The sequence below is a fragment of the Natrinema salinisoli genome, assembly GCF_020405205.1.
GTDB lineage: Archaea > Halobacteriota > Halobacteria > Halobacteriales > Natrialbaceae > Natrinema > Natrinema salinisoli.
On record NZ_CP084469.1, the window covers coordinates 1,505,635 to 1,517,733 of the forward strand.

Here is a 12,099-nt window from a genome sequence, read left to right on the forward strand (position 1 = left end):
TTCGGTCCCGCAACCGGTGCGGTCGCGCGATGCCCGCGCAGTCAGGACTGGTTTCGCTCGAGCGACACGGTGATGACGTTTCCAGTTTCCGATCGGTCGAACGAGATGTGGCCGTCCGAGAGGTCGACGACCCAGTAGACGAGCCAGAGCCCGAGTCCGGACGTGTGATAGACGTCGTCCATTCCCCAGTCACCGGTCAGGACGCGGAATTCGACCTCCGGAATCGGCGGACAATCGTCCCGAATCTCGATGTCGACGGTTTTCGGCCCGGACCGAACGGTCACCGACAGCTCCGGATGGCCGTCCGTGGCGTGGCGAACGGCGTTCTCGAGCAGTTCCGTGATCGCCAGTTCGACCTCGTGGAGGGCGGTCGCCGTCGCCGACTCCGGTACCGTCGTTTCGATGGTCGCGTTCGGGTACCGGCCGCGTGTCGTTTCGATGGCGTCGGTGACGACCGGGACGAGATCGATCGCGTTCGGAACCGTGTTCCCGGTGAGCAAATCGATGATTTCGCGTTGCTTGTCGGTGCTCTCGAGGAGATCCCGGCCCTGCTGTCGAATGATTTCTGCGCGCCCGCGAGCCGGGTCGGACGCCTCGCTGGCGATGCACTCGGCGTTGCCGAGGATGACGGCCATATCGTTTCGCAGGTTGTGCCGAAGCAGCTTGTCCATGACTGCCAGTTGGCGTTCCCGCCGCCGTCGATCCGTGATATCTCGAGAGAAGCCGACGATCCGGACCACCTCGCCGTTCTCGACGATCGGTTCGGATCGCACCCACACCCACCTGCTGTAATCGGCCTCCGGATTGACGCGATACTCGATGTCGACCGATTCGCCGCTCGAAGCGCGTTCCATCGCCTCCCGAACGCGATCGATGTCGTCGGGGTGGACGACTTCGAGGAACTGCGTCGGATCCTCCCGGAGCGCCTCGACGGGGCGGCCGAAGACGTCCTCGTAGGCCGGGTTGACGAACAGTAACTCGGACCAGTCCCCGCTGAACATCCACAGGACGTCGCCGACCGTGCCGGCGATCGTGCGAAGTCGGCTCTCGGCGTCGCGGCGGTCTCGTTCCGCGGCCACTTGCTCGGAGATGTCCCGAGAGCTGACGACGTATCCCTCGAGGGTGTCGTCGGGGAGGTCGGTGAAGCGACTTTCCAGCCACACCCACTCGCCGTCGCTGGTCGCGTGGCGATAGCGGACCGTCGCCGACGGCTCGTTCGACGAACCGATCGCTCGGAACTGAGCTGCGACCGTCCGCTCGTCGTCCGGGTGGACGTAGTCACGGGCCGGCTGGCCGATAAGCTGGTCCGGTTCGTAGCCCAGAATCGCCTCACTCGCCTCGTTGACGTAGACGTACTGCAACTCGTCGTCGACCACGGCGATTTTGTCCTGCGTGTACTCGAGCAGGAACGGTGTCAGCTCTCCGATCTCCATTCGCCTGATCTGGTATGATTTGGGAGAGGGGGCAGAAAAACGTGTGGGAAACGTTCGCATTCCAGCGGCGTCCCCGTCCGACGGAGACCCGTCGGTTGAACGTTCTCGCACGGAGCGGACGGCCGCTCACCCGTTCTCGCGTTCCGCCGCGGCGATCGTGACTGTTCGGTATGCGATTATTTACTAATGTCCTGTCTCCGATCCGATGTAATCGGTCACAGAACGTTATGAACGGAGCCCAGATTCGAAGCGGTCCAGTCGCCCAAAGCGGCGTCTGGCCCGTCCACGACAACGGAGCCACTCGTCCGGTTCGAAGAGAGTGCGTCCACGCACTCGCCACGCGATCCACGCGACCGACCGAGGTGGCAATGCGATGAGGGTGTTGTCGGTGGTCGGCGCCAGACCGCAGTTCGTCAAAGCGGTCGCCGTCTCACAGCAACTCGAGCGAGACCACGAGGAACTCCTCGTCCACACCGGCCAACACTACGACGCCGAACTCTCCGAGGTGTTTTTCGACGAACTCGCCCTTCCGGAGCCGGCGTATCACCTCGGTGTCGGCTCCGCGCCCCACGCCACGCAGACGGCCGAGATGATGACCCAGTTGGAGCGAATCGTCGACGCCGAATCCCCCGACGTCGTCCTCGTCTACGGCGATACCAACTCGACGCTCGCGGGCGCACTCGTGGCGGCGAAATCGTCCCCGCTCCTCGCTCACGTCGAAGCCGGCTTGCGCTCGTACGATCGGTCGATGCCCGAAGAGACGAATCGTCGGCTCACCGATCACTGCTCCGACGTCCTCTTCGCACCGGGGCCACACGCGAAGCGGACCCTCGAGGAGGAGGGGATTTCGGAGAACGTGTACGCCCCCGGAGACGTGATGTACGATACGCTCCTCCAGATCAGGGAGCGACTCGACGGAGCCGCGACCGGCGAGCCCACCGTTCCCGACGAGTACGTCCTCGCGACGGTCCACCGCGCGAAGAACACGGACGATCGGGATCAGCTCGCGGGGATCGTCGACGCACTGACGCGACTCGCGACGCCGGTCGTCTTCCCGGCACACCCGCGGACGGTCGACTCGCTCCACGAACACGGCCTCTGGGAGCAGTTGACAGCGGACGTCCGCGTTATCGACCCCGTCAGCTACACCGAATTCATCGAACTGGTCGAGGGGGCACACTGCGTCGCGACGGACTCCGGCGGGGTCCAGAAGGAGGCGTTCTACCTGGACACGCCGTGCGTGACGCTCCGCGACACGACCGAGTGGACGGAGACGGTCGACGCCGGGTGGAACGAACTCGTCGGGGCGACGCCCGAGCGAATCGTCGACGCCGTTCGCGCCGCCGAGAATCCGCCGTCCAAGCCCGACCTGTACGGGAACGGGAACGCGGCGGCTCGCATCGTCACCCACCTCGAGCACCACGTGGACTGACATGACGGCGGACTTCGACTCCCGAACGGAACCCGTCCCACCAAACGAGGACGGGACCGATCGATCGCCGCTCGGAGACGGGCGGATAGCCGATCTCCCGCGCGATCAGTCTCCCCTCCCCGACGATTCCGCGTTCGCGCTGTGTCTGACCCACGACGTCGACCGCCCGTACAAGGGACTCCGATCGCTGTACTACGCCATGCGAGAGCGGCCGGGGTATCACCTGCGAACCGCGCTCTCGTCGTCGAATCCGTACTGGCAGTTCGACGAGATCATGGCCCTCGAGGAGGCGTTGAACGTCCGATCGGCGTTCTACGTTCTGAACGAACAACACCTGCTGGCCGATCGGTCGGTGCGGGAGTGGCTCTCGCCGGCGAACTGGGTCCAGCACCTGGGGCGGTACGATATCACGGCCCCCGATATCGTCGATGTCGTTCGCGAGCTCGACGCGGGCGGCTGGGAAGTCGGGCTCCACGGATCGTACCACTCCGCGGACGATCCGAACCGGTTGCGCGAGGAGAAGACCGCACTCGAGGACGTGCTCGGCCGGTCCGTCACCGGCGGTCGGCAACACTACCTGCGGCTCTCGGTCCCGGAGACATGGGAGTATCACCGTGCGATCGGTCTCGCGTACGATGCGAGCCTCGGCTCGAGCACGGATTGCGGGTTCCACGCGGGATACCGGCCCGTTCGCCCGTTCGACGACGACTTCCTCGTCTTCCCGCTGACGATCATGGAGCAAGCGCTCCCGGATCCCGGTACGGACTTCGAGGCCGCCCGCGAGACCTGCGAGCGACTGCTGACGGAAGCGGCGGAGAACGACGCCGTGATGACGGTTCTCTGGCATCCCCGCTACTTCAACGAGCGAGAGTTCCCCGGCTACCGAGCCCTGTACCGATGGCTCATCGAACGAGCACTCGAGCTCGGCGCGTGGGTCGGGTCGCCTCGAGACCTCCGCGCGGAACTCGAAGGCGACGCGAGCGGCGAGTCACGGGTTTCGAGCGTCGGACCGTGAGCCGGAACGGCTATCGGAGAACGAAATCGGTCGCGAACGGTGACCGGCGGTCGGAAATCAATCGCTGCCGACGCCGATCTGCGGTTTCGGTTCGGTTCGTTTCGGCTGGTCGAACTGCCGGACCGAATCGAGCGCGCTGACGTCCCCGCGGGCGGACGCGATATCGACGATCACGTCGGTGAGATTCGCCGTCCCCGAGAGGAACTCGTTTCGTCGCCGTTGCCACGTTTCGTCGACGGCATCGTCCCGAAGCAGGGTCGTCGACAGCTCGAGGATCTCGTCGAACCGAGACACGTTGTGGATCAGCCCCTCGTTCTCGAGTTCCACGAAGTTCCCCATGTCGGAGTCGCCGACGAACGAGTTGGATCGGATCGCCGGCGTTCCGAGCAGCGCGGCTTCGGTGACCATCGTCTGCGTATCGGCGATCAGCAGCGTCGCTTCGGCGAGCGCGTCGTGCATCAACGCCGGGTGAAGATCGAACGTCCGCGCCGGGAGGTCCGAGAGGTCGACGCCGTTTCCTTCGTCGGAGACGAGGACCCGCGCGTCGTCGCTGAGCCGTTCGACGAGACGGCGACACTGGTCGCCCGTGATCCCCTCCTTGCCGACGTCGTGTTGCGATCCGAACGCGTTGAGCCGAATGATCGCGTACGGTTCGTCGGCGTCGAGCTCGAGCCGCTCCCGGATCGACGGGTTCGGCGCGTAAACGTCCGGATGGAGGTACGCGCACTCTTTGAACCCGGAGAACACGTAGTGATTCTCTCCCAGATCCTTCCGGAAGGTGTGGGGCGTGAGAATGGCGCGAGCGAACGGCGTCGAAACCGAGTGGTCGAACGATGCCGGTTCGGAATCGATGAGCAGGACCGTCGGCGTCCGAGTGACTGCACCCGTGTGGGCCGCGTATCCCCCCATTCCGAAGACAAGGTCCGGGTCGAACCGTCGCGCGTGCCGGATAGCTCGCACGTAGTGCATCGGCAGGCGACTCAGCAGCGATCCCTTCGACGTGTCACAGTAGCCGTAGACCTCGAAGGGCAGTTCGTACCACTCGAGCAGATCGACCGTACAGGTGTAATCTCGAGCGAGGACGAGCACCTCGTGTCCGCGGTCCCGGAGCGTCTGTACGGCGTGTTTGTACAGATGAACGTGTGCCGGCGTGTTCGTGAAAAACAGGTATCTCATGTTGAAAGCCACCGTATTCTGGACGAAGAATAGGCAATTCACCGTGTTTGTTATCTCGGTCGTACCGATACGCACCGGCGAACGTATCACGAGCGCCGATTCTAGCGTAAACGGTACAGATCAGTAGCGAAGACATACCGGGATTCTCGAGACCGCTCCTCGCTCGAGGGGCGATCTCTCACCGATATCGCTGACTCCCGTCACGGGCTTAGGGGGCGATTGACATCCCTCTCTGCCTGACCGGACGAAGTGTACCGAGCGGCGGGAAAATGCGGTTCGCAATCCGTCCGTTCGCTCGGGGAAACACCCCTCGACCCTCACTCGAGGTAGCCGAGATCGGCGAGTCGGTCCTCGACTGCCTCGTCGGCGGTCGCGACGGAGTCGGTCTCGCCGAGTCGCGGGTACGATCGCGTTCCCGGCGGCTCGACGCAGGGGAGCGGGCGGCCGTCCATGCGATCGTCGATCGGGACGTCGAGCGTCGCGAGCACGGTCGGCGCGACGTCGAAGAGGTGGGCGTTGTCGATGCCGTCGGCGTGATCGATATCGACGCCGCGGGCCGCGAACGTCCCCTCGAGCTTGTGGTTCCACGGCTCGCTCGGCGGGCCGAACTGCTGCTCTCGGAGCGTCGCGGACAGGAAGTGATCGAAATCAGCCGGAACGGTGACGATGTCGACTGCGTGTTCGCTCTCGGGACCGTGAAAGAACTCCTCTCGAGGCCGAACGGCGTCGAAGATCGGCTCGCCGTCCGGCGTCCGCACGGATCGGAGGGCGTCGATGAGTCGGGTTCGAACGGTCTCGTACTCCTCGGGCGGGACGACGCCGTCGGGCTCGCGGCCCTCGACGTTGAGCCGGACGCCGAGTTCGACTCGCGACCGCACGTACGCGGTCGACGCCGGAAAGTCGACCTGCGTCGCGCCCGCATTGACGACCCCCGTCGGCGCGTACTTCGCGACGAGATCCTCGATTCCGAGCCGTTCGAGGACGGCTCCGATGCGCTGGCTGGTCACGCCGACCCGGGCGGCGGTCGCCATCGCGCGTTCGGCGACGCCCGGATCGCGACTGCCGGTGGCTTCCCCGCGCTTGAGGTCGTTTTCGCGAATCGTCGACCAGGCCGGCATTCCCCGGCCGCCGTTCTCGGTCGCGACGACCCCCTCTCGGCGAAGGTATTCGTTGACCCGGAATTCGTGCCCGTCGTACGGTCCCATCCCGTGATCGCTCGCGATGATGACGTTGTCCGGGTCGCACCCGTCGAGGATTTCGGCGACCTGCCGGTCGACCTCGCGGTAAATCCGACGGATCGCCGCGTCGTTTTCCGGCTCCTTGTGGAAGATCGAGTCGGTTCCCTGGAACTCGACGAAGCCGAACTCGGGATCGTACCGGTCCGCGAGGTACCGAAACGCCTCGCCACGCATGCGCGCACACTCGGCGTACGCCGTTCCGAGGTCGGCCGCGTCCTCGTCCGGGTAGACGCGGTAATCACCGATTTCCTCGCGGACGTCCGAGAGGAGACCCGACGGATGACAGTCCGGGTCCTCCGGCGCGGTGTACCCCGGGATCAACGCGCCGTCGAACGTCCGGGGCGGATGCGTGACCGGGACGTTAATGACGACGCTCGTGAGCCCGCGTTCCGAGAGCAGTTCCCACAGCGCTCGCTCGTGAACGTCGCTCGCGTTGACCACGTCCCAGTCGTATCCCTCGAACCGAAGGAAGCCGAAGACCCCGTGCTTTCCGGGGTTCTTTCCGGTGTACAGCGACGGCCACGCCGAGGCCGTCCAGGGCGGCATCTGCGACTCGAGGGACCCGCTCGCTCCCTGGTCGTAGATCGATTCGAGCGTCGGGAGCTCGCCGTCCTCGAACATCGGATCCAGTATCCGATCACAGGCGGCGTCGATCCCGACGAGTAGCGTCCGAAGAGAGGCGCTGTCGTCCATCGATCGCTGCTCCGTTACTGTTCCCTTTCGTTATGGTCGTGATTACGCGACCGAAAAACGCCGTTCGAAAACGTATCTCTCGTAACGGCACTCGTGATCGCCGCGTAACGACTGCGCCGATCGGCTACCGATTCACCGGGCGAGAAACGAACCGCTCTCCGGTACGAAACGCGGAACGGAAACTCCCGTTATTTCACCGAATCGTACAGCGAAGCCACCTGGCGCATCCCCCATTTTCCGTACTCCAGACTGTAGTAGGTCCGCAACTCGGGATTGAACTTCGCCTTGTAGCGATTGATGCGACGCGTGTCGGCGCCGACGAGGTCGTACGTCTCGAGGCCCCGCTCGAGGCCGTCGCTCATGATCGCCCAGTCGAGCAGATCGTTCGTCGGGATGTCGACGTCGGCATCGGTTCGAACGCCCCCCATCCACCTGCCCGTGTACTCGCCGTACTCGAGGGCCAGGATACCGCCGACGAACTCGCCGTCGATGCGGAGGGTATACGGGCGGACGTGTCCGGTCGCCGATTCCGCGGCGAGATCGAGGACGAACTCGACGGGGACGCCGAACCCGATACCCTGGGACTCGTAGCGGTTCGCAACCTGCTCGTGGATCAGCCGGATCTCTTCGGGTCCGCCGACCTCGATCTCGTAGGCGTCGTCGTCGGTGTTTCGGATGTTGCTCCGCGCGTCGCTGCTGAACGTCATCAGGAGGTCGTCCCTATCGAGCGTGAGATCGACGGCGTAGGTGTACTCCGGGGTTTCGTCGTACTCGTTCCACTTGAACGGCCGCGAGTCGGCGAAGGCCGGCGAGGTCCGAACGTGGCCGTACTTCGGAGCCAGTTCCGACTCGATCCACTCGAAGCAGCCGTCCATGAAGCGCTGCCGACGGCGCTCGCGCTTGCGCTGTTTCAGTTTGTCCATGTTCAGGAAGGCCGGCCCGAGATACGGAATCCGGAGGTGCGGCGGCGGGGAGAACACCGTCGTGACGAATCCTTTCGTGATCTCGAACACGGGGAACAGACCGACCACCTCCTGCCCCTTGAACCCGATCAGGGGATGAAGCGTCGCATCGGCGTGCTCGGCTTGTACCCGGAGCGCTTCGTACTCGTGACACAGCGTTCCTTCCGGCGATCGCTCGACGTAGCCATTCCACTTGTCTAGGTCGTCGCCCGTGGCGAGACGGACTTCGATGCTCATTCCAGCGATCCCTCCGCGGTGACCGCTCGCGCGAGCAGCGTCCGATAGTCCATATCAACCGGCTCGATTCACACGCACTTTGTAAGCGTTCTATTTCCGTCATCCAATTCGAATTGTCTCGATTTCTGACAGATCGATCTTGCAGGCGGAAGCCGATAGGAACCAGTTACTGGGGCGGACTGAAATTCGGCCGGGACTGCGTACTGATCGAGAATGTCGGGTATCCGTTTCACAATCCCGCCACAGCAGTGAATACTCAAACAGCGTCCTCGAGCGCCTCGAGCAGTGGATTAAACCGACGGGTGACGACGACTGACTAGTCGGTGTTCCGGTACGCAAACGACGCTGAAAAAAACGCGCTCGAGATCCGTTCGCCTACGTGCACCGGCGAAGCGGGTGTGTTCTCGTCGGACCTCTCCTCGCGATCGGTAGGTCCCGCCTTCGAACGCTATCGGATCCAGCCCCGACGGTGCTGGGGACCGGTCATCGAACGACTTTCGGCACCGGATCGGTGCGCCACACCGTCATCAGCGTCGTCCCCGTCCACAGCGTGCGGACGAATCGATTCCGGACCGAGAAACAAACCCGGAGCCGCTATCGTCTCCGTCGCACTGACGAGCAGTTACTCCCGAGCGTCGTACTCGACGTCGACCAGTGCGTTCCCGTTCAGCCAGAAGTCCGTAATGTCGCCGCTGAACCAGTAGGCATCCTTCGAATCGTCGACGGTGCCTTCGACGCTGTTGCCGCCGTCGATCGTGGCGTCTCCCTGGGTCGCTTTCTCGACCGTGCCGGAGGCCTCGAACGAGTACGCAGCCCGGTCGCCGGTTTCGGTCGCATCGATGACGAGAGCGTTCGACGGACCGCTGGAATCCTCGTCGTCACCGTCGGACGTCGCGTCGATGACCTCCTCGACGGACATCTTTTCGCCGTCGAGCTCGACCCACATGACGTCCGGATCGTCGATGGTGATGGAGGTGACGGGACCGTGGACGCGGTACGCGTCGCCGAATCCGTTTCCGGTGAGCCCCTCGACGGTGGTCGTGCCGTCAGCAACGTCGATCGTGTCGTTTCCGTTTGCGCCGATCGAATTACCGGCGGGGGAATCGTAGTCAGCCGTTGCCTTCTCGACGTCACCCTCTACGACGAACGAGTACGTATCGTTGTACGCGTCCGACGAGGTCACGAACGCCAGGAGGTGGGAGCTCTCGGACGAATCAGGTTCTTCGTCCGTGGTGGTCTCGTCCGATCCGCTGGTTCCGTCGGTAGCGGTGCCGGCCGCGGCCGCTTCGGCCGACGTCGGTGCGCCCACGTCGGCCGGGCCGCGGTTGTTCGGTGACCCGGACGAGGAGCCGTGAATTTCGTTCTGGGAGCGCTCGAGTTGCTGGGTGCCCCAGCTGGTGTCGTTGACGGTCAGTTCACCGTAGGGGCCACCGGACTCCTGGGAGCCACTGCCGACGCGGATGTCGTAGCCGGACCCGCCGAAGTCACAGCCGTTGGCCTCGAGCTGATCGCTGAAGAGACACCAGAGCCCGCGGTCGCAGTTCCATGCGACGCAGTTCTGGACGGAGGAGCCGTCCGAGCCGATCCGAAGGCCCGAGGAGCCACAGTCGGCAGCGTAGGTGTTCTCGATCTGGACGACGCCGCCGTTGCCACGGTCTGCGAGACCGGGGCCGCTGGCGTAGATACCGTTGTCGGGGAAGCCCTGGATGTTGCACCCGCGGATGGTGAGCGTGCCGGAGTGATCGTTGTGGACGTATATCCCGCCGGGGTCGCCACCGCCGGCGGCACCGTCACCGAGATAGACGTTCTCGATGAGGCCGCTCGCGTCGGCGCTTTCGACCTCGACGATGATCACCTGACTGCCGGGGTCGTGATCCCACTCACCTCTGACGCCGATGTTGCGCATCTCGAAATCGTCTGCGGTTGCGGAGATGCTGTAGCCGGCACCACTGGCCGTGATGTCGATGAGCTTGTTCTCCCACGTTTCGCCGCTGGAGATGTCTTTTTCGAACGTTTCGCCCGGCGACACTTCGATTACGTCGTAGTCGTCGTCGGCGGCGACCGCTTGCGTCCCGAGTGCGAATGCACTGGCGACACCTGTGGCCGCTTTCAAATAGGATCGTCGATCGATGTGACCGATTCTCGCATTGTCCTGAGAGTCTTCGCTCATTTCACGTTATTCCTGATAGTATGAAGTTCTGAATATTCGCCTTCACATGACTCACATATATATGGGGAGTGATATCCGGGTCGGTGAATACGGAAATGAGTGACAAATACGCCCGCTCAGACCCGCTCGGTTCGCAAGAGGTCAGGGAATAGAAAGCAATGGGCTCGGAGCGGGAGGAGACCGGAGTCAAAAAGGACGGAGAAATTTCAGGAGTGGTTGAGCGATTACAATGTCTTGTTTTGGTATGTTACGTTTGAGATAACGATATGGATCGATGAGTGTCCATACATCCATCATGAAACGACGGGCGTATCTCGCGGCCGCAGTGATGGGGCTCGGCGGGTGTACTGCACAGCGCGACGATGCGAACGAGAACGGAACGAGTGGACGAGTGGACGAAACGGACGGCGAGAAATCCGATTCCGACGACGAGACGTCGACTGCTGACGGTGATTCGTCGCAAGCCATCGAGATCATCGACGATTTCGGCGATCTCTCCCGCTGGGACGTTCTGGCCGGATCGCTCGATGTCGACCGGAAGCGGGGAACCGACGGCTCACAGGCTGCAGTCCTCGCGGCCGCGGGAAGTGACCAACGGGTATCGATCAAACGGGAGCTGTCGGCACCCCTGGACTGTTCGACGACGATTCCCGGAGTATCGATCGCCGTAGAGGAGTCTGTGAGACCGATTATCCAACTGTTCGATTCCGAGGGCGATCACGTGGAGTTCCGGCGTGGAATCAAGGGCGATCGCCGGAGTATGCGGTACGATTTCGGCCTCAGTGATATCGACGGTGATCCCGATCTTTCGGCGATCACCGAGATTCGGATCGCCCTCTGGGTCGGTGACCAGTCGAGAACGCTCCGGGTCGACGAACTCTTCCTCGCTCCGAAACCCGACACCGGGACCGTGATGATCCAGTTCGACGACGGGTACGAAACCGACTACACCGAGGCGCTACCGATCCTCGATCGGTACGGGTACCCGGCCGTCACGTTCGTCAATCCCGTGACGATCGGTACCGCCGACCGACTCGATCTCGCTCAGTGCAAGCGGTTACGGGACGCCGGTTGGACCGTCGGGAATCACACGTACTCTCACGCCCGCCTCGAGAACCTGACTCCGGACGAGCAGGCCGACGAAATCGGGAAAGCGAAAGCGTGGTTGCTCGAGCACGGCTTCGAACGCGGCGCGCGGTACTTCGCGTATCCGTTCGGGGAGTGGGACGAACACACGCTCGAGATCGTCGACGAGAACCACGAGATAGCCTTTTGGGGCGGCGAAGACGTCTACGGACACGCCGTCAATCCGTTGTTATATCCTCGAGTCGGCGAGCCGTCGGCCGAGACGGCGATCGAGTTGCTCGAGAGAGCGGCGGCGTGGGGCGGGCACGTTGCGTTCCTTTACCACGAACTCAGCGGTGAACTGCGCAGCGACTTCGAATCGACGATCGAGCACGCTCACGACCTGGAGTCGGCGGGCGAGATCCGATTCGTCACGCCGTCCGATCTCGAGACGGAGCTGGCAGCGTATTCTCACACCGAGTAATCGGCCACGGTGGGGTTGGTCCCGAGATCGGATGGATCGTCCCTGTCGCTGCGAGCGGTGAGACGGGGAGACGCGTTTCGGATAGTGTGGTCGAGACGGAGGCGGATCGTCCGAGAACCGCGATCGTTCCGGGGAACTCCGTCGATCGAATCCTCTCCGAGAGACTGGTAGCTGGGTGTTACTCTCATAAACGT

8 protein-coding genes are annotated in these 12,099 nt (G+C 63.4%); 3 read left to right on the top strand and 5 right to left on the bottom strand.

The features are described from left to right. Positions 1–41: 41 nt before the first annotated feature. Complete coding sequence (locus LDB05_RS07480; protein WP_226007296.1) at positions 42–1,433, bottom strand: PAS domain-containing protein; 1,392 nt, start codon at positions 1,431–1,433, stop codon at positions 42–44. Positions 1,434–1,806: 373 nt separating this feature from the next. On the opposite strand from LDB05_RS07480, the gene wecB reads away from it, so the two are divergent. Both wecB and LDB05_RS07490 read left to right on the top strand, forming a co-directional pair. Next, complete coding sequence (gene wecB / locus LDB05_RS07485; RefSeq protein WP_226007297.1) at positions 1,807–2,865, top strand: non-hydrolyzing UDP-N-acetylglucosamine 2-epimerase; 1,059 nt, start codon at positions 1,807–1,809, stop codon at positions 2,863–2,865. 1 nt (position 2,866) lies between these two features. Then, positions 2,867–3,880, top strand: a complete 1,014-nt coding sequence (locus tag LDB05_RS07490; RefSeq protein WP_226007298.1) for a polysaccharide deacetylase family protein — start codon at positions 2,867–2,869, stop codon at positions 3,878–3,880. 57 nt (positions 3,881–3,937) lie between these two features. Here LDB05_RS07490 and LDB05_RS07495 read toward each other — a convergent pair whose 3' ends face one another. The 4 genes from LDB05_RS07495 to LDB05_RS07510 all read right to left on the bottom strand — a co-directional run bounded on the left by LDB05_RS07495 (position 3,938) and on the right by LDB05_RS07510 (position 10,356). Further along, complete coding sequence (locus tag LDB05_RS07495) at positions 3,938–5,056, bottom strand: DUF354 domain-containing protein (protein ID WP_226007299.1); 1,119 nt, start codon at positions 5,054–5,056, stop codon at positions 3,938–3,940. 317 nt (positions 5,057–5,373) lie between these two features. Further along, the gene (locus LDB05_RS07500; RefSeq protein WP_226007300.1) at positions 5,374–6,987 is read right to left on the bottom strand and encodes an alkaline phosphatase family protein; all 1,614 of its coding nucleotides are present in this window, start codon (positions 6,985–6,987) and stop codon (positions 5,374–5,376) included. Positions 6,988–7,175: 188 nt separating this feature from the next. Then, positions 7,176–8,186, bottom strand: coding sequence for a GNAT family N-acetyltransferase (locus LDB05_RS07505; RefSeq protein ID WP_226007301.1), 1,011 nt, complete (start codon positions 8,184–8,186; stop codon positions 7,176–7,178). 622 nt (positions 8,187–8,808) lie between these two features. Then, on the bottom strand, positions 8,809–10,356 hold the full coding sequence (locus tag LDB05_RS07510; RefSeq protein ID WP_226007302.1) for a right-handed parallel beta-helix repeat-containing protein: 1,548 nt from the start codon (positions 10,354–10,356) through the stop codon (positions 8,809–8,811). Between the two features lie 274 nt (positions 10,357–10,630). On the opposite strand from LDB05_RS07510, the gene LDB05_RS07515 reads away from it, so the two are divergent. After that, the gene (locus LDB05_RS07515; RefSeq protein WP_226007303.1) at positions 10,631–11,905 is read left to right on the top strand and encodes a polysaccharide deacetylase family protein; all 1,275 of its coding nucleotides are present in this window, start codon (positions 10,631–10,633) and stop codon (positions 11,903–11,905) included. The last annotated feature ends 194 nt before the right edge of the window (positions 11,906–12,099 follow it).